Raw genomic sequence first — 24480 nt, forward strand, 5'->3', positions numbered from 1 at the left:
ACTAGGCGCGCGAGGTGGGCCGAGCGGGCACCGGGTCAGCCGGTAAGGGATCAGCCAGGTTCCGCAGCTCGGACAGGCCGGCGGCGACGCCGCGCAGCAGGTCCGTGGCCTCGGTCAGCCGGGTCACCTCCGGGTGGCCGCCGACCGAGCGGACGTCCTCCGCCACGTAGCTGGCCGCGGCGGCCACCAGCCGCTCGTACGCGTCGACCCCGCTCACCAACTGGTCGACCAGGTCCCGGTGCGCCTCGGCGAGGTCCGGGGCGGCGTCCTGCGGGGCGAACCGGAGCGCGCGCTCCACGGCGGCGACCCGGTGGGCCAGGTCCCGCAGCGAGCGCTCGGCAGCCGCCGCCTCCAGGACCGCGCCCTCGCCGATGGCGCCGAGCCGGACGGCCAGGCCCTCCATCGCCGAGGACGCGCGGTCCAGCCGCGCCCACGCCTCGGCCGCCCCCGAGCCGCGCAGCGCGAGCCGGGACCGCCGCCGGCGCACCTCGGCGACGGCGGCCCGGCCGGCCGGCAACGCCTGCACGGTGGCCAGCAGCCGGGCTTGGACGCGTTGCGCGGCGAGCGCCGGGTCGGCCGGCTCGGGCACCGGCTGGGCCGCCAGGGCACGCAGGTCCGACCAGCGCCACCAGGCGGTCGCCGCGCTCAGGCCCGCGGCCGCCGCCCAGGCCGCGTCCGGCAGACCCAGCCCCGCGTACGGGGTGAGCACCGCCGCCGCACCGGTGAGCCCGGCGGCGATGACGCTCCACCGGCGGGCGCCCCGGCGCAGCCGCCGCAACCGCCGGAAGTACCTGGCCCGCTCGTCCACCATCGCGCCCCGCCCCCGTTTACCCCGCGCTCGACGCCTCGCCCGCGGGCTTCTGTTCCTGCGCCAGGCTGGCCCGGATCTCGTCCAGCCGGGCCACCGTGGCGTCGGTCTTCGCCCGGTCCACCGCCGGCTGGGCCGGCGCACCGGCCAGCTTCTCGCCGGACATGCTGGCCCGGATCTGGTCCAGCCGGCTCGCACCGGCGATGTCCAGCGTCGACTTCTGCACCTCCAGCATGCGCCCCTCGACGCTGGTGGAGGCCAGCTCCGCGCGGCCCATCGCGGTCGAGTACCGCTTCTCGATCTTCTCGCGCACCTCGTCCAGCGACGGCGTGGTGCCCGGCGCGGCGATCGCCGACATGGACTCCAGCGAGCGGGCCACGGTCTCCTGCATCTTGGCCTGCTCGAGCTGGCTGAGCAGCCGGGTGCGCTCGGCGAGCTTCTGCTCCAGCACCATCCGGTTGTTGTCGACCGCCTTGCGGGCCTGGCCCGCGGCGTTCAGCGCCTGGTCATGCAGGGTCTTCAGGTCCTCCATCGCCTGCTCGGCCGCGACCAACTGGGTGGCCAGCTGCTGGGCGGTCTGCTCGTACTCGCCCGCCTTCTGCTCGTCCCCGTCGGCGCGCGTGCGGTCCGCCAGGACCAACGCCTGGCGGGCCATCGCCTGGAGCTTCTCCACCTCGGACAGCTGCCGGTTCAGCTTCATCTCCAGCTGCCGCTGGTTGCCGATCACGGCGGCGGCCTGCTGGACCAGGGCCTGATGCTGGCGCTGGGCGTCCTCGATCGCCTGCTGGATCTGTACCTTCGGATCGGCGTATTCATCGATCTTGGCGCCGAACAGCGCCATCATGTACCGCCAGCCCTTGACGAACGGGTTCGCCATCGTCCGCTCTATTCCCCTCGTGTCGACCGCTTGATCCTCGACAGTACGCGCTCGGCGCACGTCTCGGCAGCCGCCGGACGGACCGGTCGGGGGATGGCGGTCAGCCGACCGGGGCCATCTCGCGGTCGATGCCCCGGTCACGGATCGTCCGGGCGCCCGCCAGCGCCGCCTTCAATGCCGCCGGGTGCGGCGTGTCGCGGCGGATCGAGACGGTGGTCTCGCCGACCGCGCCGCCGCCCAGCCGGCGCACCATCTGCTCCTGGCGGGTGGTACGCAGGGCGGAATGGGCATGCGGGGAGAACTTCGCGGCGGGGGCCGACGCCACCGGCAGCACCGCGCTCGCCGGCGCCGGGGTCCGCGGGGCGGTGCCCTCCTCGCCGGCACCCGGGACCGGGGACGCCGGGCGCTCGGGCGACGGCCGGGCCGCCGGGACGGCCGCGGGCCGACCGCGCCCCGGCTCGGCACCGGCGCCGCCGGCACCCTCCGGGCCCCGCGTCGGGCCCTGCGGCGAACCCTGGGTCGCGGGCTCCAGCACGCCGTCCACCTGCTCGGCCAGGATCAGCGTGTCGCTGACCTCGCGCAGCAACTCGGAGAGTTGGGCGCCGAGCGCGTCGCAGATCGCCGCCAGCAACTCGCTGGACGCCTCCTTCTGCCCGCGCTCGATCTCAGACAGGTACCCGAGGCTGACGTTCGCCGCGGTGGAGACCTCACGCAGGGTCCGGTGCTGACCCCGCCGGCGGGCGCGTAGGGCGTCGCCGATCACCCGTCGTAGCAGGACCATGGCACCTCCTCCTGACGCGGGCCCCCGGCTGGCGCCGATGGCTTCCCGCAACGGTACCCGCTGAGGCCACCGTCGACATCTCGGCCCGCCATACCCGGAAGCAACGCGGGTCACCCCTGCCCCGCCGCGTCCGCAGGCCAGAACGGCCCCATTCGACCCTCAGGCGCCGATCGACTCGGTGAGAAGCGCGATGGCGGCCCGCACGGCCGCCACCCGGATGGCGGGCCTGCCCCCCGGCAGGCGCAGCTCCCGGATCTGCCCCACACCCGGCCCGGCGACGGCGAGATACACCAACCCGACCGGCTTGCCGGCCTGCGGCTCCGGGCCGGCGACACCCGTCGTGGCCAGGGCCCAGTCCGCGCCGAGCCGCTCCCGGCCGCCGGCGGCCAGGGCGGCGGCCACCTCCGGGTCGACCGGCCCGCGCGCGGCCAGCAGCGGCTCGGGCACCCCGGCCAGGCGCGTCTTGAGGTCGGTGGCGTAGGCGACCAGGCCGCCCCGGAACACCGCGCTGACCCCCGGGATCTCCACGATCGTGGCGGCGAGCAGGCCACCCGTCAGGGACTCGACCACGCCCAGGGTTTCGCCACGGGCGTAAAGGGTCTCGACCGCCGCGGCCGCCGGATGGGGCACGGTCACGCCTCCTCCCGCCGCGCCGCGAGCCACGCCCGGTGGGCGGCACCGACCCGGCGCCAGAGCCGGTCGGCCTCGGCGGGGGCGGGGCGCAGCCCGAAGACCTCGGCGAGCAGCGCCAGCCACTCGCCCCGCCCCGTCACCTCGCGCCTCGACCTGCCCGCCGCGGAAAGCGTGCTGAACGCGCAGCCGCGCAGCACGTCGACGGCGTCGGCCCGGCGGCGCTGCGCGGTGAACACCCGGACGAAGCCGGACTCCGGGTCGGTGGACAGGCGCCGGTGGTTGGCGGCGAGGTCGGCCGGGCCGGCAAGCGGCATGCCGAAGTCCATGCCGAGGAAGCCGCCGGACGGGTCGTGCGCGAACCGCCAACCGCCCGGTATCACCGACGACGGCGCCAGCGCGTACGCGAACGGGCCCTGGCGGTACCGGCCCGGGCGCAGCGGCAGCGGCTCGTACAGGCCGTCGCCCAGTCCCACGTCGACGAGCCAGTCGCCGCCCGGCAGCCCGTGCACGGTCAGCGCCAGGTGGTCGCCGCTCGCGCCGACCGGCTCCGGTACCCCGTGCGGCTGCACCCCGGCCACGTGCCAGCGCACGTCGTACCCCAGCGCCGCCAGCAGCGCCGAGAAGGCGCCGTTGAGGTGAAAGCAGTAGCCGCCCTCCCCGGCGACCACGCGGGCCGCCGACTCGGCCGGGTCCACGGTCGTCGGGGAATCGAGGTGGATGCGCAGGGTCTCGTAGGGCACCCGCTCGACGTGCGCGCGGTGCAGCGCGTGCAGGCCCACCACGGACGGCGGCCCGGGGTGGGCCACACCCAGCCGGGCCAGGTAGCCGGCCACGTCCACGGACCCGCCGTCCATCAACTCCCCTGCCGGCGCATCCGCAGCGCGCGCAACACGTAGTCCGCCCCCGTCACCAGCGTCACCACGACGGCGGCGCCCATCAGCCACGGGCCCACCGCGGCCAGCAGCCCGCCGAACGGCCACAGGTACCAGACGATCGCCGCCGTCTGGAGCGCCGTCTTCGCCTTGCCGCCCCGGCTCGCCGCGATCACCCCGTACCGCAGGACCCAGAACCGCAGCGCGGTGACGCCGAACTCCCGCGCCAGGATGACCCCGGTGACCCACCAGGGCAGGTGCCCGAAGGCGGACAGCAGCACCAGGGCGGTGCCGGTCAGCGCCTTGTCCGCGATCGGGTCGGCGACCTTGCCGAACGCGGTGACCAGGGCGTACCGGCGGGCGATCCACCCGTCCACGAAGTCGGTGAGCGCGGCCAGGCCGAAGGTCACGCAGGCGGCGATCCGGCCGCCGGGGTGGGTCAGCCCGGAGAGGATCAGCAGCACGGCGAACACCGGGATCATGACCAGCCGGGCCGCGGTCAGCACGTTCGCCGCGTTGACCAGCGGCACCCGGCGCGCCTGGGCCGCCTGGTTCACCGCGGCCCCGTCGGCGGTACCGCGGCGGAGATCAGCTCGGTCGGCACGGCGATCAGGTCGACGCCCTCGGTGCCGGTCACGGTGGCGCGGACCAGGTCGCCGGGGCGCAACGCGGCGAGATCCACCCCCGCGTCGCCGGCGACCAGCGTGGTGGAGCCGTCCACCTCCGGCGCCTGGTGCGCCGCCCGGCCCTCGACGACGCCCTCCTGCCCGTCGTCGAGGGCGTCGACCAGCACCTCGACGACGGAGCCCAGCCGCTCCTCGGCCCGCTGGGCGCACAGCTCGTCGGCGAGGGCGAGCAGCCGGTCGTACCGCCGCCTGACCGTCGCCCGGGCGACCTTGCCGGCCATCCCGGCGGCCTCGGTGCCGTCCTCGTCGCTGTAGTCGAAGACGCCGATCGCGTCCAGCCGGGCGGCGGTCAGGAACCGGACCAGCTCGTCGAAGTCGGCCCGGGTCTCGCCGGGGAAGCCGACGATGAAGTTGCTCCGGGCGCCGGCCGCCGGATCCAGCGCCCGGGCCGAGGCGAGCAGCTCCAGGAAGCGCCCGGTCGAGCCGAAGCGGCGCATCCGGCGCAGCACCGGCTCGCTGGCGTGCTGGAACGACAGGTCGAAGTACCCGGCCACGCCGGGCGTGGTGGCGATCGCCTCGACCAGCCCCGGCCGGGTCTCCGCCGGCTGCAGGTAGCTGACCCGCACCCGCACGATCCCGGCCACGGCGGCGAGCTGGGGCAGCAGCTTCTCCAGGGCGCGCGGGTCGCCCAGGTCCTTGCCGTACGAGGTGGAGTTCTCGCTGACCAGCACCAGCTCCCGGACGCCCGTCTTGGCCAGCCACTCCGCCTCGCCGAGCAGCTCGTCGGGGGCACGGGAGACGAACGCGCCGCGGAAGGCGGGGATCGCGCAGAAGGCGCACCGGCGGTCGCAGCCGCTGGCGAGCTTGAGCGACGCGACCGGCCCGCCGCCGAGCCGCTTGCGCAGGATGCCACGCAGGTGGGCCGGGGTGTGCGTGTCGACGGTCGCGTGCCCCGGGAGCACCACCCCGGCCCCGCGGCGGGCGACCGGGGTCAGCGGGAGCAGCTCGCGCCGGTCACGCGGGGTATGCGCGGCCAGTTCCTCGCCGGCCAGCACCGCGGTCAGCCGGGTGGAGATCTCCGGGTAGTCGTCGAAGCCCAGCACCGCGTCCGCCTCGGGCAGGCTGTCGGCCAGCTCCGCGCCGTACCGCTCGGCCATGCACCCGGCCGCGACCACCTTCGCGCCGGTGTCCGCCGCCGCGAGCAGGGTCTGGATGCTGTCCTCCTTGGCCTTGGCCACGAAGCCGCAGGTGTTGACCACCACCACGTCGGCGCCCTCGCCGTCGGTGCCGACCTCCCAGCCGTCGGCGTGCAGGCGGGCCGCCAGCTCCTCGGAGTCCACCTCGTTGCGGGCGCAGCCCAGGGTGAGCAGGGCGACGCGGCGGGCCGGTGCGGCGGAGTCGGACACCACCCGAGGGTACCGGGCCATCGGCGCAGCCCGGGCGCGCGGCGGACAGCGCGTGAAACGCCCCCCAAGGCATTGAAGTCCGGCGACGCTTACTGAAGGCTTGTCTGGTCTACCCCCGGGAGGACCTTCGATGACGCATCTGGACGCCGAGCCGATCGACCCGCCGTCCGGCTGGCAACGCGAGCACCTACAGCGGTACGTGGCCACGGACGGCGCCGACGGTCACTACTGGAACGGCGTGCCCACCCTGCTACTGACCGTGCACGACCAGGCGGCCGGGCGGGGCCGCCGCACCCCGCTGATCTACGGCCGGGACGGCGACGCCTACCTGGTGGTCGCCTCGGCCGGCGGGCGGCCCCGGCACCCGCGCTGGTACCGGCTGCTCTCGGCCGACCCGCGGGTCCGGGTCCAGGTGGAGGGGCACCGGTTCGACGCCGAGGCGCACACCGCCAGCGGCGAGGAGCGGGACCGGCTGTGGACGCTGATGTGCGGCGTCTGGCCGGACTACGACGTTTACCAGAACCGGACGGATCGGCAGATCCCGGTCGTCGTTTTGCAACCGGTCCGAGACCGGTGACGGACCCCGCGCCCGCCCCGGGCGTGCAAGGATACGCCGTGCTCACCCAGCGTGATCCGCACGCCCCGGCGCCGGCCGGGCCGCGCTCGGCCGGGCTCGCCACCGCCGGCCGCAGCGCTACCGCCGGCCATAGCGCCGCCGCCGGCCGCAGCGCCAACACCGGCTCAGCCGGCATCAGCCACGGCGCGGCCGGCACCACCGCCGGCCACACCGCTGCCGCTGGCGTCACCATCGGACGTACCGACGCGGGCAGCGCCGCCGCCGGCGGGGGCACCGCGCGTTGCCGGGCGGGCGTGGGTACCAGCGCCGCGCCGGACGCCACCGCCGCGGGGCGCACCGCCGCCGCGGCCGCCCTGGCCGCGCTCGGCACCGGGACGCCCGCGTTGATCGTGGTGTACGCCTCGGTCCGGTACCGGCTGGCGGACCTGCTGGCGGGGGTCCGCTCGATCACCGGCGAGGCACCGCTGGTCGGCGCCACCAGCAGCGGGCACTTCGCCAACGGCGCGCTCGCCGAGCCCGGGGAGGGCGTGGCCGTGCTGGCGCTCAGCGCCGGCCCGTACCGGTTCGGGGTCGCCTCCGCGACCGGCCTGCGCGCCGACGCGTTCGGCGCCGGCCTGTCGATCGCCCGGGCCGCCCGGGCCGCCGCCGAGCCGGGCGAGGCCCCGCACTCGGCCGTCCTGCTGTTCGCCGACGGCATGGCGGGCAACCAGCAGACGCTGCTCAACGGCGTGCACCGGGTGGCCGGCTCGGCGGTACCGGTGGCCGGCGGGGCGGCGGGCGACGACCGGCGGCTCGCGGAGACGTTCGTGTTCCACGACGGCGCCGCCCTCGCCGACGGCGCGGTCGCGGTCTGGATCAACTCGCCGCACCCGCTGGACGTGCCGGTGGAGCACGGCTGGCGCCCGGTCAGCCTGCCACTGCTGGTGACCCGGGTGGACGGTTCGGTGGTGCACGAGATCGCCGGCCGGCCGGCGCTGGAGATCTGGCGGGAGCACTTCGACCACGAGCCGATCGACGAGAAGCTGCGCACCTCCCGGTTCGCCGGCTACCACTCGGCGCACGCTTTCGGCCTGATCGAGCCGGACGGCACCGAGCTGATCCGGGGGGTGTTCGTGGACGGCGCGGATCGGCTGCGCACGTTCACCCCGCTGCCGCCGTACTCGGCCGTGCAGATCGTCACCTGCGGCCAGGACGACCTGCTCGGCATCACCGACCGCGTGGTCGCCCGCTCGGCCGGCTCGCCGGCGGCCGCACACCGGCGGCACGAGCCGTCCGTGCTGCTGGTGTTCAGCTGCGTGGCCCGGCTGGACATCCTGCGCGAGCGGGGCGCGGAGGAGGCCCGGCGGCTGCAGACCGCGGCAGGCGCCCTGCCGACCTTCGGCTTCTACACGTACGGTGAGTTCGCTCGCACCACGGGCGTCGCCGGCTACCACAACGCGACCGTGGCAGCGATCGCCCTGTAGACCGCCGATAGGAGGCGCAATGTCAGGCGGCACCGGCGGGCCGGGTGCGGGTGGCGCCCCGCCGGCCGAGGAGTTAGCCGGTGGCCCGCCCGGCGGGCTCGCCGGCAACCCGGTATCGGAGCTGCGGCGCCAGCTCGCCGTGGTCACCGACGCCGTCCGCGACGCGTACCGGGACACCACCCGGCTGATCCGGGTGCTCACCGTCATCGGCCAGCCGTGCCCGCCCGACGAGCTGATGGACCTCACCCTGACCGTGCTGTCCGACGTCTTCTCCGCGGACGTGACCTGCCTGCTGCGCCCGGTGCACGACCGGCTGGTGGTCCGCAACGCGTGCGGCCTGCCCGAGGACGACCCGGCGTTCCGGGAGGGCTGGCCGATGCCCACCGCCGGGCCGGCCGTCCTCCGCTCCCCCGGCATGGCCTCCCGGCACGGCGGCGCGGACCTCACCTTCGCCCCGGCCCCGATGGCCCGGCTCGGCATGGAGTCCTCGGTGTGGATCCCGCTCGCCGAGGACGGCGGCCGCGGGTTCTGCGATCTGCTGCTGCTCTGCCGCCGCGGCCGCGACCCGTTCACCCAGCTCGACCTCCAGGTCCTCGGCTCGGTGGCGGACCGGCTGCGGCTGGCCGTGGAGGAGCGCGAGCGGACCATCGCGATGGAGCAACTGGCCCAGTCCGGCCACCTGCTCGCCCGGCACCTGGACCTGGAGCCGCTGCTCGCCGAGGCCGCCGAGCTGCTGAGCCGGCTCACCGCCGCCGACGCCGCCTGGCTGGTCGTGATCGAGGACGGCCGCGGCCACCTGCGCGGCGTCGCCGGTGAGGTGGCGGGCGACTGGCCCCGCCCGGTCGAGGAGCTGCCCGGCTGGGAGACGGCCCGGCACGGCCAGCCCTACGCGTGCGCCGGCCTCCCGCCGGCGCCGGGGGACGGGGCGGTCACCGCGTGCACCGCGCCCGGGCAGAGCCTGCTCTGCGTGCCCGTGACCCGCGACGGCGTCCCCGCCGTGCTGCTCTACGCCGCCCGGGACCAGCTGCGCCCGTTCGCCGCCGACCTCGCCGAGATCGTCACGATCTTCGCCAACCACGTGGCCGCCGCGCTGGCCAACGCCGAGCTGTACCGGGCGCTGGTGCGCAGCGAGTCGTCCCTGCGCCTGGTCACGGACTCGATCAGCGACCTGGTCGCGATGGTCGGCGCGGACGGGTGCCTGGTCTACGCGTCCCCGTCGCACGAGCGGGAGCTGGGGCGGGCGCCGTCCCGCCTGCTCGGCCGCCCGGTCACCGAACTGGTGCACCCGCACGACCGGCACCGGGTCGAGGCGGCCCTCACCGCCGCGCTCGCCGCCGACCCCGGCGACCGGACCATCGAGTACCGGGTGCGCGGCGGCGACCAGCGGTGGGTGTGGGTGGAGAGCGCCCTGCGCCCCGCCCCGCCCACCGAGGCGACCGGCGGCCAGCAGGCGGTCGTGCTGTCGTCCCGGGTGGTGGAGCAGCGCAAGCGCCTGGAGGACGAACTGCGCCGGCGCGCCACCCACGACCCGCTCACCGGGCTGGCCAACCGGACCCTGGTCGGCCAGCGCCTCGCCGCGGACCTGGCCCGGGACGAGCCCGGCCAGGTCGGCCTGCTCTTCTGTGACCTGGACAAGTTCAAGGCGGTCAACGACCGGCTGGGCCACGAGGCCGGCGACGAACTGCTCAAGCAGGTCGCCGCCCGGCTGCGCCGCAGCCTGCGCCCCGGTGACCTGCTCGGCCGGTTCGGCGGCGACGAGTTCGTGGTGGTCCTCGACGGCGTCGCCGACCTGGCCGCCGTGGCCCAGGTCGGGCGGCGCGTGGCCCGCGCCCTGGACGCCGACTTCCACCTGGGCGGCGAGCGCGTGCGGATCTCGGCCAGCGTCGGCGGCGTCGTCGGCGCCCGGCGCGCCACCACCGCCAGCGACATGCTCCGGGACGCCGACGCCGCCATGTACGCCGCCAAGGACCGCGGCCCCGGCCTCATCCAGGTCTTCGACGACGACGCCTCGCACCGCTCCCTGGACCGCCTCGGCCTGCGCTCCGACCTGCTGCGCGCTCTCGAACGCCGCCAGCTCGCCCTGGCCTACCAGCCCATCTGGGACCTGGAGACCGGCCGGGTGCTCGCCTTCGAGGCCCTGCTGCGCTGGGCCCATCCGCAGCGCGGCCCGGTTCCCCCGGACGTGTTCATCCCGCTCGCCGAGGAGACCGGCGCGATCATTCCCATCGGGCAGTGGGTGCTTGAGCGGGCCTGTCGGCAGCTCGCCGACTGGCGCTCCGCCAGCGGCCGGGACGACCTGCGGATGAGCGTGAACCTGTCGCCGGTTCAGCTCCAGCAGCCCCACCTCGCGCCGACCGTGCTGGCCGCGATCCGCGCCGCGGGGGTGCACCCCACCGACCTCTGCCTCGAGGTCACCGAGCACAGCTACCTGCGCGACGACGTGGCCGAGTCGGCCGCGGCCCTGCGCGGGGCGGGGATCAGCTTCGCGCTGGACGACTTCGGCACCTCCTACTCCAGCCTCGCCTACCTGAAGTGGTTCCCGATCGACATCCTCAAGATCGACCGCTCGTTCGTCGCCGGAATGACCGGCGGCGGCACCGACCGGGGCCTGGTCCGCGCCGTGCTGGCCATCGCGGACGCGCTCGGCGTCGGCGTGATCGCCGAGGGCATCGAGACCGAGCGGCAGCGGGCGGAGCTGCGGGCGCTGAACTGCACCCGGGGCCAGGGCTATCTCCTCTCCCCGGCGCTGCCCGCGCACCGGGCCGCCACCCTCCTGCGCACCCCGGAGCCGCTGCTGGCACCGTGACGGCTCGCCACCGCCACCCGTCGCAGCGCTCCCCGATCCGTGGCGGCCCCGGCCCCGGCGAACAGCACCGCCCTATACTCGTTCGGGACAGGTCCGCGTGGCCCGTCCCGGACGAGCGGTGTGTCGTACCCGGCAGGCGAAGACGACGCACAGAAGATCACCGAGTCGGCGCGAGCGCGCGAGGCGCGGCGGGGCCCACGCCCCGGGTGGCCCGAATCGAGCCGAGTGGCGGGATCTTCTCCCTGTACGGCTCTGCGAAAGCGAATCGTGATGGCCTGGGTAGTACTCGTCGTCTCCGGAATGCTGGAAACCGTCTGGGCGGTCGCGCTGGGCCGCAGCGCCGGGTTCAGCCGCCCCGTACCGTCGATCATCTTCGCGGCGGGCCTGCTCGCGAGCATGGCCGGGCTGGCCTGGGCGCTGCGCAGCATCCCGGTCGGCACCGGCTACGTCGTGTGGGTGGGCATCGGCGCGGTCGGCACGGCGCTGGTCGGCATGCTCGCCCTCGGTGAATCGACCAGCTGGCCGCGGATCCTGTGCCTGTTGCTGGTCGTGGCCGGGGTGGTCGGCCTGAAGCTGTTCGCCTGACCCGCGACGCCCGGCCCGGCTGGGCCGGGCGGACGTCAGTGGGCCGGGCGGAAGTGCCCACCGGTGACGTCGGCGGGCGTGGCCGTGGCCAGGTTCGGCTTCGGCACGGCCAACTCGCCGAGCTTGGTACGCGAATTGCTGATGCCCGACTGCAACGTATTGAGCATGGCCATGACGGTGTCCTCGTCCTCGCGGACGGCGTTGGACTGGGCCGAGAGCGCATCCGCGATCTTGACGGCGATCTCCTGCGCCGTCGGCGCGGCGAGGTTGGTCTCCGTCTTGGGGTCCGGGCTGAGCCCCTGCGCGATCGTGCTGGCGCTGATCAGTGCGATGCCGACCCAGGCGGTCACCCCGAATCCGGTGAGAACGGTGCCGGCGGTGATGCCGATGAGGGTGGCCCAGGTGTGCGCGCTCGGGCTCTTGTCCTTCGACAGCTCACCGAGCGCCTTGATCGAGGAGTCCAGCAGCTGGAGGATCGCCTTGCGCTGGGCGATGTAGGCGAGCTTGTTGAGCCCCAGCACCTCCCGCGCCATCTTCGCCGCCGCCGCCTGGTTGACCACCGTGTTCTGCAGGGGCGTCAGGAAGTTGTCGATGAAGTTGACCTGGAAGTCGCCCGCCCAGTGGCCCATGTCGCTGCGCACGTCGTTGATCCGGGTCAGCGCGAGCCTGCTCGTCTGGTAGTTCTGGGCGTCGTCCTGGCTGCCGCCGAACGAGCTCTCGATCGTCCGCAGCGCGTCGATCGTGGGGTTGAGGGCATCCGGATCGGGCAGGAGGTACCGCTCGAACGCCGGAATCACCCACTCGTAGTACTGGGTGCGGATGGCGGTCTCGTACGCCGCGATCTCCGAGTCCGGGATCCTCGCCTCGCCGCTCGAGTACTGGTCCGATCGGTACACCCAGCCGCTGCCGTCGGCGATGACCCGGTCGTTCGGCCGGTCCGGGTGCAGCCGCTCGTACTCGTGCTGCATCGCCTTGACCCAGGACTCGACGTCGGCCAGGGTCTGCCTGATCAGTTCCGCCTTCAACTTGGCGGCCTGGCTGCGCAGGGTGCTCTCAAAGGTGCCACCCGCCAGTTCGGGCGGAGTGTCCACTTGGGTCGACATGGCTGCTCGCTTTCCTCCGGGCCGGGCGGTCGTGGCTGGGTGTCGCGGCTCCGGGTGGCCGGAACCGCGGGTCGCGTCGGTGTCGAGAGCGGCCCGTCAGTTGGGCAGGATCGGTTGGCCCGGGTCGTCCTCGGAGCCCGGCACCGGGGGGTTGGAGCCCGGATCGCTCGGCTGCCACGTCGGGTCCCGCAGCAGCGCGTTCAACTCCTCGCCCGCGGCCGTGTCCGCCTCCGCGTACGCCTCCCGCGCCATCCGGACGCCCTGGGCGGCGTCCAGGATCGTGGTGCCGATCTCGGCGTACATCGACTGCAACTCGTCCCGCACCGCCGCCCACGCGGATCCCGTCGGGCTGTACGTGGCGCTCGACCCGGAGTAGACCGGCGTCGTCGATCCGAATCCGTCCTCGTCGTTGCCGGCGGCCGCGCCGCCGATCAGCCGGTTGGCGTCGTAGTAGACGTCCGCGACGCGCGGCAGCAGCACCTCCGAGACGCGCCAGAGGTGGTAGAGATCTCCACCTGTCACATCAGCCATCGCTGCCCCCCATGTCCCCTATCTGACCGCGACGCCCCGGGCCCGTTGCCCGAGGCGTCAGCCCTGCCCGGCGATCCCGCGAGCCGAACGGCGGCGGATCGCCCAAACTACCAACGCCACGGCGAGCAGCGCGGCGAGCGCACCGGCGACGACCGGCCACCGGTCCCGCCCCCCGCCGCCCGCCGGGCCGTCACTGTCCGGCTTGCCCGCCGTCGACGGGCGCGCGACGTGCAGCCGGTTGCCGGACGTGTCGACGACGTAGACGGCACCGGAGGCGGCCACGGCCACCGGACCGGACAGCTTGCCCGCCGTCACCACGGTCTCCACCGCCTGGTCGGGCCGCAGCCGCCGGAGGCCGCCCTCGTCGAGGACGTAGAGCGCGTCACCGCTGGCGGCAACCGCGGCGACGCCCGGCATCGCGTCCTTCGGCAGCAACGGCGTCGCCTCGCTCGCCAGCGCCCACCGGTCGGCACCGGGCGAGGTCACGGTGGCGACCTGCCCGTCCGCGAGCCGTTGCAGCGCCGTGCCGGACACCCAGACCGCGCCGCGCCCGTCCACGGCGAGGGAGGTCACGTACGGCAGCCCCGCCGTGGTGGCCGGACCGCCGCCCACCGCGTTCTCGCCGCCGCCGCCCATCACCGTGCGGATCGACCCGTCGGGAGCGACGGCACGGATCCGCCGGCTCCGCAGATCTCCGATGTAGACGGTCCCGTCCGGCCCGGCGGCGATGCCCTTCACCCCGCCGATCTGCGCCTCGCCGGCGGGGCCGCCATCGCCGGAGAAGCCCGCCACCCCGGTACCCGCAAACGTGGACAGCTTGCCCTTCGGGGAGAGCGCCAGCACCCGGAACGCGTCCCCGTCAGCGATGTAGACGGTGCCGTCCGGCCCGGCGGCCACGCCCGTGGGGCCGGCCAGCGTCACCTCGGCACCGGGCAGGGACGCACCGGGCGGCAGGGCGGTGACCGGCCGCTGGCCGGGGCCGGTTCCGGCGACCGTCCGGATCACACCGTCCGGCCCGACCGCGCGCACCACCCGGTTGCCGGTGTCGGCGATGAACACCGTGCCGTCGCGCCCCACGGTCACCCCGACCGGACTGCTCAGCCGCGCCCGCGCCGCGGGACCGCCATCGCCGGCGAATCCGGACTCGCCCGAACCGGCGAACGCGACGATCTCGGTGCTCGCGGCGAGCGCCGGCATCGATGGAGGCAACGCACCAACGAAGGCGAACAGCACCACCGGAAGCACTCGTAGCGCCTTGGCCCGCAGCCCCGTCATGGCACTCTGTGTATCACATCGATCCCGCACACGGTGGCCCGCGAAAGACCGGCCGCTGTGGAACCATGTATCCCATACGGCGCCCGGCAGCGCCCGCCGAGGGGGATAGGCATGCCAACCACCGACGACTACTTCCGCAATGCGGTGATTACGGCCACGTCGCCGGACAAGTGCATCAACGCCAGGATCTCCAACTACACCGACGTGGAGATCTGGTTCCGACAGGGGACGTTCGAGCGGTACGACGAAAGCGACCTGGCTCACCAGCTCGGCCGCCTCGGTCAGGGGGCCTGGGTCGGCTATCAGCGGGCCCGGCAGATGGCGTACCGGAAGGCGCTCGAACTGGGGCCGGACGAGGCCGACGCCCCCCGGCCGCCGGAGGATTCGCGGCGCCGCGCCTACGACGCCGCCCTGAACGAGGTCCAGGGCGAGGGCGTCTCGACCGACGGCTCGATCCGCATCCGCACGACGGGCATGCTGCGGTGGAGCGTGGAGCTCGAACGGAACGCGCCGCGGCGGCTCGGCGAGAAGGCGTTCCTCACCCAGCTCGGGTCGGCGTACCGGGCCCTGCTGGCCGACCGGGAGCTGAAGATCGCCGTCCTCAGGTCGGAACACTTCGACATGGGGATCCCGCGCAAGTGGCTGGAGACGATGAAGCGCCTCCAGGAACTCAACAAGCGCCGGATGTGAGACCCGGCCGTATCTCCACTGTGGAGGCAACCGCGGTCGGCGGGCCGGCCGGCGCTAGTCGTCCACCCGCAGGGCGGCCAGCGCCTCCTCCAGTTCGTCGGGCTTGACGAGGACATCGCGCGCCTTCGAGCCCTCCGACGGCCCGACGATCCCGCGCGTCTCCATCAGGTCCATCAGCCGACCGGCCTTGGCGAAGCCGACCCGCAGTTTGCGCTGGAGCATCGAGGTGGAGCCGAACTGCGAGGTGACCACCAGTTCGATCGCCTGGAGCAGCAGGTCCAGGTCGTCGCCGATGTCCTCGTCGACCTTCTTCTTGGCGTCCGGCGGCGGGACGGTCACGTCCGCGCGGAACTCGGGCTCGCGCTGCTTCTTGCAGAACGCCACCACGTCGTTGATCTCGGTCTCGGTGACCCAGGCGCCCTGGATGCGCTGCGGCTTGGAGGCGCCCATCGGCAGGAACAGGCCGTCGCCCCGGCCGAGCAACTTCTCGGCGCCGGGCTGGTCCAGGATCACCCGGCTGTCGGCGAGCGACGAGGTAGCGAACGCCAGCCGGGACGGCACGTTCGCCTTGATCAGACCGGTCACCACGTCCACGGACGGGCGCTGCGTGGCCAGGACCAGGTGGATGCCGGCCGCCCGGGCGAGCTGCGTGATCCGCACGACCGAGTCCTCCACGTCGCGCGGGGCCACCATCATCAGGTCGGCCAGCTCGTCCACGATCACCAGCAGGTACGGGTACGGGCGGATCTCCCGCTCGCTGTCCGGCGGCGCCTTGATCTGGCCCGCGCGCACCTTGCGGTTGAAGTCATCGATGTGCCGGACGCCGTTCGCGGCCAGGTCGTCGTAGCGCATGTCCATCTCGCGGACGACCCACTCGAGCGCGTCGGCGGCCTTCTTCGGGTTGGTGACGATCGGCGTGACCAGGTGCGGGATGCCCTCGTACCCGGTCATCTCGACCCGCTTCGGGTCGATCAACAGCAGACGCACCTCGTCCGGCGTGGCCCGGGTCAGGATCGAGACGAGCAGCGAGTTGAGGCAGGACGACTTGCCCGCGCCGGTCGCACCGGCGATCAGGATGTGCGGCATCTTGGCGAGGTTCGCCGCGACGAAGCCGCCCTCGATGTCCTTGCCGAGCCCGACCAGCATCGGATGGTGGTCGGAGGTGGCGACCCGCGAGCGGAGCACGTCGCCCAGGGAGACGTTCTCCGGATCGGTGTTCGGGATCTCCACACCGACCGCGCTCTTGCCCGGGATCGGGCTGAGGATCCGCACGTCCGCCGACTTCACCGCGTACGCGATGTTCCGGGACAGCTGCGTGATCCGCTCGACCTTGACACCGTGCCCCAGCTCCACCTCGTACCGGGTGACCGTCGGCCCGCGGGTGAAGCCGGTGACCGCGGCGTCCACGTCGAACTGCTCGAACACGCCCTGGAGCGCGGCGATCACCTCGTCGTTGGCGCGGCTGCGGGCCTTGGCGGCGGCGCCCGGGCGCAGCAGGTTCGGCGGCGGCAGCTTATAGTCGCCGCCGAAGCCGGTGATCGCGAGCTGCTCGGCGCGGGTGGGTGGGGCGCTGTGCTCGGGCGGCTCGGGCGGCCGGCGGGTGGCCGGCACCCGGCCCCGGCGCGGCACCGGGACCGTGTCGTGGACGATCTCCTCCCCGGCTTCCGCACCCCCGTCGAGACGCGCCGCCTCCGCCGCGGCGGTCGCGAGGCTGCCCTGCCGGCGGCGCGCCGGGCGGCGCCGCCCGGCCGGCTGCTGCTCCTCCTCGTCGGCGAACTCGTCCTCCTCGGCGGCCGGCTCGGCGCGCGGGCGGCCGAGGAGCGAGTCGCGCAGCAGGGCGAACTTCTCGGGCAGCGCGTTGATCGGCGTGGCCGTGACCACGAGCAGCCCGAACAGCAGCAGCAGGACCAGCAGCGGCGCGGCGACCCAGCCGGTGACCGCCCGCTCCAACAGGCCGCCCACGCCGGCGCCGATGAGCCCGCCGGAGTGGTCGAGCTGGGTCTCGTCGACCGGGTGCCGGGTGATGTGCAGCAGGCTCGCGGTGGAGACCACCAGCGCCGTCCAGCCGACCACGGAGCGGCCGCGGTGCGCCGCCTCGGCCGGCTCGCGCATCAGCCGGACCGCGCCGAACAGCAGCAGCAGCGGCAGCGCCGCCGCGATCGCGCCGAAGAACAGCCGCACCGCGCTGGCCACCCACTGCCCCACCGGGCCGGCGCCGGAGAACCACACCGCGACCCCGACCAGGATCGCCAGCCCCAGCACGAGCAGGCCGGCGCCGTCCCGGCGGTGCTCCGGGTCGAGATCCCGGGCGGTGGCGGCCTGTCGGCCCACGCCGCGCACGACCCAGCCGACGCCGTGCGCCAGGCCCATCCAGAGGGCGCCGAGGCCGGCGCCGACGGTACTCAGCGCGCCCGGGCCGGTGCGCCGCCGGGTGCGCGCGGTCCGCGCCGTGCGCGCCGTGCGCGCCCGGCTGCGGGTGTTGGTGGCCCGCGAGCGGGAGGCAGCCGAGCCCCGGGCCGCCGACGCGCTGCGGCGCCGGCCCGCCTGCGAGGTACGGCCAGCCATGGTCACACGGTAGCGGTGTGCTGTGACGATCCCTCGCTTTTGGCCGCCGTGTCGAACCTCCGCTTGCGGCGGTGCCGCCACCCCCGAACCCCGCCCGGGAGGCCACGATCAGCGCCGTGACCACCGCCGGGCGAGGAACCGGATCGCGGTGGTCAAGCCCGGTACAGCGGGTCGCCCTCCCGCCATCGACGCTGCGGCGGGAGGGCGACACGGCCCTCGGGTCAGGGACTCATTCCCGAGGGCGAGCAGTGCTCAGGAGACGCTGAAGGCCAGGGTGTAGTCGCCCGACCCGGTGACCGCATGCACCCGGTACCGGTAGAAGCCGGCCGGCCCGGCGAAGGTCAGCGTCTCGCCGGCGGCGGCACCGGCCGTGCGGGCGACGGTGCGCCACTGGCCGTGGCTGAACCGCTGGAGGCCGAGGTCGAAGGTGGCACCGGCCGGCCCGTCCAGGCAGGCGGTGTGCGTGCCGGCGGCGGCCCGGAAGAACCGGCCGTTCGGCTGCGTCTCGCGGGCTCCGGCCCGGTCCAGGCGGCCCCGCACCGTCACGTCTGGGGTGGTGCAGTCGACGGCGCCGGCCGGCGGCCGGGTGGGCTCCGCGGTCGCCGGCGGGGCCGTGGCGGGTGGCGTGGCGGGTTCCGCGCCACCGCCGGTGGTGACCAGGGTCAGGTTCCCCGCCGCCAGGATCTCGTTGACCGGCTGGAAGAACGTCGTCCCGCCGACCGTGCAGTCACCGGACCCGCCGGAGGTGACGCCCTGCGCCTGGTCCCCGGAGATCCAGGAACCGCCCGAGTCGCCCGCCTCGGCGCAGACGTTCGTCCTGGTCAGCCCGGTGACCGTCCCCTCGGGATAGTTCACGGTGGCGTTCTTGGCCTGGATCACGCCGCAGTGCAGCCCGGTCGTGGACCCGGACCGGCAGATCGACGCCCCCACCGGCGCCTCGGTCGACCCGGCCACCGGCAGCGTGCCGCCCTGGAAGTCGAACACCACCGGCAGCGGCACCCAGTCGGCGTTGGTCCGGACGATGCCGAAGTCCCCGCTCCCCGGGAAGGTGGCGGCGGTGAACGTGCCCTGCGGCGCGTTGCTGGCGCCGGTGGTCGTGTCGCCCACCCGCCCGCAGTGCCCCGCCGTGACGAAGCCGGTGGTCACCGCGAACCCGACCGAGCAGCGCGCCCGGCCGCCGATGATGAACGGGTCACCGCCCCGGATGTCGAACAGCGGCCTCGGCGACTCCGCCGCCTCGACCACCGTCACCGCCTCGGCCGGCACCCCCTGCGCGGCCACGAACCGCCGCGCCGCGGCCGACTGGCCCGGCTTCGCCAGGACGGTGACGGTGTTCTCCCTGGCGTTCACGAACCAGCCGGCGAGTTCGCGGGCGGCGGGGCGGCGGCCCGCGTCCAGGTCGCCCTTGACCGCGTCCAGGTCGGTCCCGCTGAGCGTCACGATCTTCGCCTGCGCCCCGGCGGCCCGCACCTTCGCCGCGGCCGTCTCCGTGGTCACCGCCACCGTGAGCTGGGAGCCGTCCGCGGACATCCACGCCCCGGCGTAGCTCGCCCCGACCGCCCCGCGCAGCGCCGCCGTGGTCTGGCCCGCCCAGCGCTCCCGGTTCAGCCGGGCCCGCGCGGCCTCCGGCGCCAGCTTCAGGTCCCGGCCCACCGCCGCCAGCACCTCGGCCGGCGGCTCCCCGGCGCCGGCCCCGGGCGGACCGGACTGCGTGGTGGCCAGCGCCGGCAGGGTCACGGCCGCCGCCGCCCCGAGCGCGGCCACCGCGACGACCGACCCGATCACGCGTCTGCGATCCATCGACTCTTCCGCCTCTCCCTCGGGTCTCCTCGCCGGCCGGCGAGGCCCGGCGCCGGTGGCGGCGCCGCGGGAGGGTACGGCCAGAACGAACGGATCGATGAGCGTACGGAAAATGGCCAACCTCACAGCCCGGCGGGTGAACCCCGCCGGGCCGGATGCCGTACCTCGTCAGCCGTAGAGCCGCTTCTCGTACTGGGCGCCGTAGTAGCGCTCCAGGTCGGCGAGGGTCTCCGGGGTGTCCTGGATGTCCTTCACAATCTGCGGCATGCGCGGCAGGCTCGCCGGGTCGGGCCACGTCTCCGACTTCCACAGCGACGACCGCTTGAACGCCTTGGCGCAGTGGAAGAACACCTGCTCCACGTCGACGACGACGGCCAACCGCGGCCGGTGCCCCTTGACGATCATCCGGTCGAAGAACGGGGCGTCGCTGACCAGTCGCGCCCGGCCGTTGACCCGTACGGTCTCCTCGCGCCCGGGCACGAAGAAGATCAGGCCGATGTGCGGGTTGCCGAGGATGTTCAGGTACCCGTCCGCGCGGCGGTTGCCCGGTCGCTCCGGGATGGCCAGGGTCGTGTCGTCGAGGACGAGGGCGAAGCCGGCCGGGTCACCCTTCGGCGACACGTCGCACGTGCCGTCGGCGCCGGCGGTGGCGATGAGGCAGAACGGGGCGGCCTCGATCCAGGCGCGGTGGTGCGGGTGGAGGAAGGTCAGTTCCTTGGACACGGCCCGCGGCATCGGCTCGCCGATCAGCTCCCGCAGCTGCGTCTCGGACGTGATCTCCACCAGTTCGTGCACGTCGGTCACGCGCGTCTCCCTCCCCGTAGCGCCCGGTCGACCGCCGCGGGGCGGCCAACCACACCCTAGAGGTAACCGCCGCGCCCTCGCGTCCCGCTTACCGACGCTCGGAGCGTCAAACCCCAAGCCGTGCGTGTGCGGTCAGACCTCGACGACCGTCGGCACGATCATCGGGCGGCGCCGGTACGCCTCGTTGACCCAGCGCCCCACGGTGCGGCGGACGATCTGCTGCAACTGGTGCGGGTCGCCGATGCCCTCCTGGGCGGCCCGGTCGAGCGCCTCGGTGATCAGCGGCACCACCGCGTTGAACGCGGCCGGGTCCTCGCTGAAGCCCTTGGCGGAGACCGTGGGACCGCCGACCACCTTGCCGGTCACCGAGTCGATCACCACGGTGGCCGCGATGAAGCCGCCGTCACCGAGGATGCGCCGCTCGGTCAGCAGCGACTCGCCCACGTCGCCGACCGCGAGGCCGTCCACGTACACGTACCGGCTCTTGACGTGGCCGACGAGGCTGGCCCGGCCGTCGACCAGGTCGACCACGTCGCCGTCCTCGCAGAGCACCACCCGCTCCGGCTCGACGCCGGACTCGATGCCCAGCCGGGCGTGCGCGCGCAGGTGCCGCCACTCCCCGTGGACCGGCATGAGGTTGCTCGGGCGCACCACGTTCAGCAGGTACAGCAGTTCACCGGCGGGCGAGTGGCCCGAGACGTGCACCTTCGCCACATCCTTGTGGATGACCGTGGCGCCGGCCCGGGACAACTGGTTGATGACCCGGTAGACCGAGGTCTCGTTGCCCGGCACCAGCGAACTGGCCAGCACCACGGTGTCGCCGGCCGCGACCGTGATGTGCCGGTGGTCGCCGGTCGCCATCCGACCCAGGGCGCTCATCGGTTCGCCCTGGGAGCCGGTGGACATCAGCACGATCCGGTCCGGCGGGAGCGTGGTCGCCTCCTCCAGGCCGACCATCAGGCCGCCGGGGATGTGCAGCAGGCCGAGATCCCGGGCGATGCCCATGTTCCGGACCATCGAGCGGCCGATGAACGCCACCTTGCGGTCGTACTCGTACGCCGAGTCGAGCACCTGCTGGACGCGGTGCACGTGCGAGGCGAACGAGGCCACGATGATCCGGCCGGTGGCCTTGGCGAAGATCGAGTCGATGACCGGACCGATCTCCCGCTCCGGGGTGACGAAGCCCGGGATCTCCGCGTTCGTGGAGTCCGACAGCAGCAGGTCCACGCCCTCGCCGCCGAGCCGGGCGAAGCCCGCCAGGTCGGTGATCCGCCCGTCCAGCGGAAGCTGGTCCATCTTGAAGTCGCCGGTGTGCAGCACCAGGCCGGCGCCGGTGCGGATGGCGACCGCGAGAGCGTCCGGGATCGAGTGGTTGACCGCGAAGAACTCCAGGTCGAACGGGCCCAGCCGCTCGCGCTGCCCCTCCCGGACCGTCAGCGTGTACGGCTCGATGCGCCGCTCGGCCAGCTTCGCCTCGACCAGGGCCAGGGTGAACTGCGAGCCCACCAGCGGGATGTCCGGCTTGTGGGCGAGCAGGTACGGCACCGCGCCGATGTGGTCCTCGTGGCCGTGGGTCAGCACGATCGCCTGGACCTGGCCCAGCCGGTCCAGGATCGGGTCGAAGTCCGGCAGGATCAGGTCGACCCCGGGCTGCTCGACGTCCGGGAACAGCACGCCGCAGTCCACGATGAGCAGCTTGCCGTCGTACTCGAAGACCGTCATGTTCCGGCCGATGGCGCCGAGCCCGCCGAGCGGGATGATGCGCAGGGCCCCGGCGGCGAGCGGCGGCGGCGCGTCGAGTTCCTGGTGCGCCGCGGTCATGCGGTCGCCCCGAGGTGGACACCGGCGGCGGCCAGGTCCTCGGCGAGCAGCCCGCGCAGGTCGTCGTCGGCGTCGATCAGGGGCGGGCGGACCGGGCCGGACGGGCGCCCGAGCATCGCCAGGGCCGCCTTCGTGCTGATCACCCCCTGGGTGCGGGTCATCAGGCCGGTGTAGACCGGGGCGAGGCGCTGGTTGAGCCGGGCCGCCCCGGCCGCGTCGCCGCGCTCCAGCGCGTCGTACATCTCGTTGATCCGCGGGCCGACCACGTGCGCCACCACGCTGACCGCGCCGCACGAGCCGATCGCCGCCAGGGCGAGGTTCACCTCGTCCGCGCCGGAGTAGACCGCCAGGTCGCTGCCGGCCAGCACCCGCGTGGTGCCGAGCAGGTCGTACTTTGCGTCCTTGACGGCGACGATCCGCTCGTGCTCGGCGAGGGTCAGCAGCGTCTCGGTGGCGATCGGGGTGCCGGTGCGCCCCGGGATGTCGTAGAGCATGACCGGGAGCCCGGTGGCCTCGGCGATCGCCGTGAAGTGCTTGACGAGGCCGGCCTGCGGCGGCTTGTTGTAGTACGGGGTGACCACGAGCAGGCCGTGCGCGCCGGCCTTCTCGGCCGCCCGCGCGCACTCGACCGTGTGGTGGGTGTCGTAGCTGCCCACGCCGGCGATCACGGTCGCCCGGCCCCCGACAGCCTCGATCACGGCGCGCAGCAGCCGGTCCTTCTCCAGGTCGGTGGTGGTCGGCGACTCCCCCGTCGTGCCGCTGACCACCAGGCCGTCGTTGCCCTGCTCGTCGACGAGCCAGGCGGCCAGCTCGGCCGCGCCCTCGACATCCAGTGCGCCGTCCCGACGAAACGGCGTCACCATGGCCGTCAGCAGGCGGCCGAAGGGCCGGCGAACGTCGCGCGTCATGTGCTCCAACCTATCGGACCCCCGCGACGCCGCGCGCCGCCCTTCGCCCCTGCGCGGCACCATCCGCGACCCGGCTGCCCGCCCGGCGGGCCGGACTCACGATTCCCAGGCGAACGGGCTCGCCGCGATCTCGGTGCCGTCGGTGAGCGTGGAGATCGTGAAGTCACCGAAGACGTTGGGCGCCACCCGCTGCAGCTGGCGCAGGCACTCGACCGCCAGCTCGCGGATCTCGACGTCGGCGTGCTCGGTGGCGCGCATGGCGATGAAGTGGCGCCAGGCGCGGTAGTTGCCCGTCACCACGATCCGCGTCTCGGTGGCGTTCGGCAGCACCGCGCGCGCCGCCTGCCGCGCCTGCTTGCGGCGCAGCGTGGCGCTCTGCACGTCCGCGTACTTGCGCTCCAGGCCGGCCAGCAGCTCGGTGTACGCCCGGACGCTCGCCTCGGTCGCCTCCACGAACGTCTTGTGCAGCTGCGGGTCCTCGGCGATCACGTCCGGCTCGACCATCGCCGCGTCCCGCTCCGGCACGTACCGCTGGGACAGCTGGGAGTACGAGAAGTGCCGGTGCCGGATGAGCTCGTGGGTGAACGAGCGGGAGACCCCGGTGAAGTAGAACGTCACCGTGCCGTGCTCCAGCACGGACAGGTGCCCGACCTCCAGGATGTGCCGCAGGTACCCGGCGTTGGTGGCGGTCGCCGGGTTCGGCTTGCTCCAGGACTGGTAGCAGGCCCGCCCGGCGAACTCGGCCAGCGCCTGGCCGCCCTCCGCGTCGGCGGACCACGGCACGTCCTCCGGCGCCTCGAAGTGGGTCCAGCCGATAAGCCTGACCTGGGGCGGAACGATCTCCGGCACGGCCCACTCCTCTCGCCACGATCCGCAGTGACTTTAACGCAACGGCGGATGGCGGCAACGTGCCGCTTGACCTGACGCCAATAGTGGCGTCATAGTGACGTCATGGACCTGACCCCGTACCTCGACGCGCTGCGCCGGGATCTCGCCGCCACCGCCGCGCCCGGCGGACCCGAGATCACCCGCGCCGCCGACCTGCTCGCCACGTCGTTGGCGGCCTCCGCCCGGCTCGCCCTGCTGGAGGCGCTGTCCGACGCGGCGGCCGAGATCACGGACCGGCTCGGCGACGCCAGCGTGGAGGTCCGGCTGCGGGGCCGGGAGGCGGACTTCGTGGTCACCGAGCTGGCCCCGCAGACGCCCCCGCCCGCCACCGCGGTGACACCAACGGACGTCAGCGGTGACGTCAGCCGGATCACGCTGCGGCTCCCCGAGCCCTTGAAGGAGGCGGTCGAGGGGCTCGCCGCGGCCGAAGGGGTCTCGGTGAACGCGTGGCTGGTCCGCGCGGTCACCAGCGCGGTCGCGTACGCCGCGAGCGCGCCCCGGCCACCCGGCCCGCCGGCGCCACCCACCGCTCCCCCGCCGCCTGGCGCCCCCGGCCGCGTCCGCTACGGCCGCCGGGTCACCGGGTTCGCCCAGGCCTGACCCTCACCCGGGCCGGGCGTTGCGCCTGGCCTTGCCACCCCGCCATCACCCCACCCGTGGG

The 24480-nt window shown here is 74.3% G+C and carries 21 protein-coding genes, 1 pseudogene and 1 riboswitch; of the genes and pseudogenes, 6 read left to right on the forward strand and 16 right to left on the reverse strand.

Annotated features, from left to right (window positions below):
- Position 1: 1 nt before the first annotated feature.
- From pspM to rimO, 7 genes and pseudogenes are all read right to left on the reverse strand, one after another.
- A complete protein-coding gene (gene pspM, locus KJS59_RS04460) occupies positions 2-811 on the reverse strand; it encodes a phage shock envelope stress response protein PspM (protein ID WP_213450989.1) in 810 nt (269 codons plus the stop codon).
- A 16-nt stretch (positions 812-827) separates the two neighbouring features.
- Positions 828-1685 carry a PspA/IM30 family protein gene (locus KJS59_RS04465; protein ID WP_213450990.1) on the reverse strand — a complete coding sequence of 286 codons (858 nt, stop codon included), beginning with the start codon at positions 1683-1685 and terminating at the stop codon, positions 828-830.
- Between the two features lie 460 nt (positions 1686-2145).
- Positions 2146-2466, reverse strand: a pseudogene (locus tag KJS59_RS04470) (helix-turn-helix domain-containing protein); the annotation flags it as partial.
- A 159-nt stretch (positions 2467-2625) separates the two neighbouring features.
- A complete protein-coding gene (locus KJS59_RS04475) occupies positions 2626-3102 on the reverse strand; it encodes a CinA family protein (RefSeq protein ID WP_213450991.1) in 477 nt (158 codons plus the stop codon).
- Positions 3099-3953: an arylamine N-acetyltransferase family protein gene (locus tag KJS59_RS04480; RefSeq protein WP_213450992.1), complete on the reverse strand. Its 855-nt coding sequence runs from the start codon at positions 3951-3953 to the stop codon at positions 3099-3101. The genes KJS59_RS04475 and KJS59_RS04480 overlap by 4 nt, the downstream gene beginning before the upstream one ends.
- The gene (pgsA, locus tag KJS59_RS04485) at positions 3953-4528 is read right to left on the reverse strand and encodes a CDP-diacylglycerol--glycerol-3-phosphate 3-phosphatidyltransferase (RefSeq protein ID WP_249713860.1); all 576 of its coding nucleotides are present in this window, start codon (positions 4526-4528) and stop codon (positions 3953-3955) included. The genes KJS59_RS04480 and pgsA overlap by 1 nt, the downstream gene beginning before the upstream one ends.
- On the reverse strand, positions 4525-6024 hold the full coding sequence (gene rimO, locus KJS59_RS04490) for a 30S ribosomal protein S12 methylthiotransferase RimO (protein ID WP_213450993.1): 1500 nt from the start codon (positions 6022-6024) through the stop codon (positions 4525-4527). The genes pgsA and rimO overlap by 4 nt, the downstream gene beginning before the upstream one ends.
- 109 nt (positions 6025-6133) lie before the next feature.
- Between rimO and KJS59_RS04495 the strand changes: the two genes are divergently transcribed.
- From KJS59_RS04495 to KJS59_RS04510, 4 genes are all read left to right on the forward strand, one after another.
- Positions 6134-6580, forward strand: coding sequence for a nitroreductase family deazaflavin-dependent oxidoreductase (locus KJS59_RS04495; RefSeq protein ID WP_213450994.1), 447 nt, complete (start codon positions 6134-6136; stop codon positions 6578-6580).
- Between the two features lie 38 nt (positions 6581-6618).
- Entirely contained in the window at positions 6619-8043 is a 1425-nt protein-coding gene (locus KJS59_RS04500) for an FIST signal transduction protein (RefSeq protein WP_213450995.1), read from the forward strand.
- Positions 8044-8062: 19 nt separating this feature from the next.
- Positions 8063-10849: a putative bifunctional diguanylate cyclase/phosphodiesterase gene (locus KJS59_RS04505; RefSeq protein ID WP_213450996.1), complete on the forward strand. Its 2787-nt coding sequence runs from the start codon at positions 8063-8065 to the stop codon at positions 10847-10849.
- 85 nt (positions 10850-10934) lie between these two features.
- A riboswitch (guanidine-III (ykkC-III) riboswitch) is annotated at positions 10935-11001 on the forward strand.
- Between the two features lie 118 nt (positions 11002-11119).
- Entirely contained in the window at positions 11120-11434 is a 315-nt protein-coding gene (locus KJS59_RS04510; RefSeq protein WP_213450997.1) for a DMT family transporter, read from the forward strand.
- Between the two features lie 35 nt (positions 11435-11469).
- Here KJS59_RS04510 and KJS59_RS04515 read toward each other — a convergent pair whose 3' ends face one another.
- The 3 genes from KJS59_RS04515 to KJS59_RS04525 form a co-directional block, all read right to left on the reverse strand.
- The gene (locus tag KJS59_RS04515; protein ID WP_213450998.1) at positions 11470-12537 is read right to left on the reverse strand and encodes a hypothetical protein; all 1068 of its coding nucleotides are present in this window, start codon (positions 12535-12537) and stop codon (positions 11470-11472) included.
- Positions 12538-12633: 96 nt separating this feature from the next.
- The gene (locus KJS59_RS04520) at positions 12634-13068 is read right to left on the reverse strand and encodes a hypothetical protein (protein WP_213450999.1); all 435 of its coding nucleotides are present in this window, start codon (positions 13066-13068) and stop codon (positions 12634-12636) included.
- Between the two features lie 57 nt (positions 13069-13125).
- Complete coding sequence (locus tag KJS59_RS04525) at positions 13126-14343, reverse strand: NHL domain-containing protein (protein WP_213451000.1); 1218 nt, start codon at positions 14341-14343, stop codon at positions 13126-13128.
- A gap of 111 nt (positions 14344-14454) precedes the next feature.
- Here KJS59_RS04525 and KJS59_RS04530 point away from each other — a divergent pair, with 111 nt between their 5' ends.
- On the forward strand, positions 14455-15033 hold the full coding sequence (locus KJS59_RS04530) for a hypothetical protein (RefSeq protein WP_213451001.1): 579 nt from the start codon (positions 14455-14457) through the stop codon (positions 15031-15033).
- Positions 15034-15087: 54 nt separating this feature from the next.
- On the opposite strand, the gene KJS59_RS04535 is transcribed toward KJS59_RS04530, so the two are convergent.
- The 6 genes from KJS59_RS04535 to thyX form a co-directional block, all read right to left on the reverse strand.
- Positions 15088-17598 carry a DNA translocase FtsK gene (locus tag KJS59_RS04535; RefSeq protein WP_213451002.1) on the reverse strand — a complete coding sequence of 837 codons (2511 nt, stop codon included), beginning with the start codon at positions 17596-17598 and terminating at the stop codon, positions 15088-15090.
- Between the two features lie 252 nt (positions 17599-17850).
- Positions 17851-19398: a S1 family peptidase gene (locus KJS59_RS04540; RefSeq protein WP_213451003.1), complete on the reverse strand. Its 1548-nt coding sequence runs from the start codon at positions 19396-19398 to the stop codon at positions 17851-17853.
- Positions 19399-19566: 168 nt separating this feature from the next.
- On the reverse strand, positions 19567-20202 hold the full coding sequence (locus tag KJS59_RS04545; protein WP_376771120.1) for a pyridoxamine 5'-phosphate oxidase family protein: 636 nt from the start codon (positions 20200-20202) through the stop codon (positions 19567-19569).
- A gap of 132 nt (positions 20203-20334) precedes the next feature.
- Entirely contained in the window at positions 20335-22023 is a 1689-nt protein-coding gene (locus tag KJS59_RS04550) for a ribonuclease J (RefSeq protein ID WP_213451004.1), read from the reverse strand.
- Positions 22020-22931 carry a 4-hydroxy-tetrahydrodipicolinate synthase gene (dapA, locus tag KJS59_RS04555; protein WP_213451005.1) on the reverse strand — a complete coding sequence of 304 codons (912 nt, stop codon included), beginning with the start codon at positions 22929-22931 and terminating at the stop codon, positions 22020-22022. The genes KJS59_RS04550 and dapA overlap by 4 nt, the downstream gene beginning before the upstream one ends.
- A gap of 96 nt (positions 22932-23027) precedes the next feature.
- Positions 23028-23771, reverse strand: a complete 744-nt coding sequence (gene thyX, locus KJS59_RS04560) for an FAD-dependent thymidylate synthase (protein ID WP_213451051.1) — start codon at positions 23769-23771, stop codon at positions 23028-23030.
- A gap of 111 nt (positions 23772-23882) precedes the next feature.
- On the opposite strand from thyX, the gene KJS59_RS04565 reads away from it, so the two are divergent.
- Complete coding sequence (locus KJS59_RS04565) at positions 23883-24419, forward strand: type II toxin-antitoxin system HicB family antitoxin (RefSeq protein WP_213451006.1); 537 nt, start codon at positions 23883-23885, stop codon at positions 24417-24419.
- The last annotated feature ends 61 nt before the right edge of the window (positions 24420-24480 follow it).

The sequence above is a fragment of the Rhizomonospora bruguierae genome, assembly GCF_018397995.1.
Taxonomy (GTDB): Bacteria; Actinomycetota; Actinomycetes; order Mycobacteriales; family Micromonosporaceae; genus Rhizomonospora; species Rhizomonospora bruguierae.

What these genes read in the sequence shown, in the direction of transcription:
- pspM (WP_213450989.1), bottom strand. Translation starts at nt 811, where the DNA reads ATGGTGGACGAGCGGGCCAGGTACTTCCGGCGGTTGCGGCGGCTGCGC.
- KJS59_RS04465 (WP_213450990.1), bottom strand. Translation starts at nt 1,685, where the DNA reads ATGGCGAACCCGTTCGTCAAGGGCTGGCGGTACATGATGGCGCTGTTC.
- KJS59_RS04480 (WP_213450992.1), bottom strand. Translation starts at nt 3,953, where the DNA reads ATGGACGGCGGGTCCGTGGACGTGGCCGGCTACCTGGCCCGGCTGGGT.
- rimO (WP_213450993.1), bottom strand. Translation starts at nt 6,024, where the DNA reads ATGGCCCGGTACCCTCGGGTGGTGTCCGACTCCGCCGCACCGGCCCGC.
- KJS59_RS04495 (WP_213450994.1), top strand. Translation starts at nt 6,134, where the DNA reads ATGACGCATCTGGACGCCGAGCCGATCGACCCGCCGTCCGGCTGGCAA.
- KJS59_RS04505 (WP_213450996.1), top strand. Translation starts at nt 8,063, where the DNA reads ATGTCAGGCGGCACCGGCGGGCCGGGTGCGGGTGGCGCCCCGCCGGCC.
- KJS59_RS04510 (WP_213450997.1), top strand. Translation starts at nt 11,120, where the DNA reads ATGGCCTGGGTAGTACTCGTCGTCTCCGGAATGCTGGAAACCGTCTGG.
- KJS59_RS04515 (WP_213450998.1), bottom strand. Translation starts at nt 12,537, where the DNA reads ATGTCGACCCAAGTGGACACTCCGCCCGAACTGGCGGGTGGCACCTTT.
- KJS59_RS04520 (WP_213450999.1), bottom strand. Translation starts at nt 13,068, where the DNA reads ATGGCTGATGTGACAGGTGGAGATCTCTACCACCTCTGGCGCGTCTCG.
- KJS59_RS04525 (WP_213451000.1), bottom strand. Translation starts at nt 14,343, where the DNA reads ATGACGGGGCTGCGGGCCAAGGCGCTACGAGTGCTTCCGGTGGTGCTG.
- KJS59_RS04530 (WP_213451001.1), top strand. Translation starts at nt 14,455, where the DNA reads ATGCCAACCACCGACGACTACTTCCGCAATGCGGTGATTACGGCCACG.
- KJS59_RS04535 (WP_213451002.1), bottom strand. Translation starts at nt 17,598, where the DNA reads ATGGCTGGCCGTACCTCGCAGGCGGGCCGGCGCCGCAGCGCGTCGGCG.
- KJS59_RS04540 (WP_213451003.1), bottom strand. Translation starts at nt 19,398, where the DNA reads ATGGATCGCAGACGCGTGATCGGGTCGGTCGTCGCGGTGGCCGCGCTC.
- KJS59_RS04550 (WP_213451004.1), bottom strand. Translation starts at nt 22,023, where the DNA reads ATGACCGCGGCGCACCAGGAACTCGACGCGCCGCCGCCGCTCGCCGCC.
- dapA (WP_213451005.1), bottom strand. Translation starts at nt 22,931, where the DNA reads ATGACGCGCGACGTTCGCCGGCCCTTCGGCCGCCTGCTGACGGCCATG.
- KJS59_RS04565 (WP_213451006.1), top strand. Translation starts at nt 23,883, where the DNA reads ATGGACCTGACCCCGTACCTCGACGCGCTGCGCCGGGATCTCGCCGCC.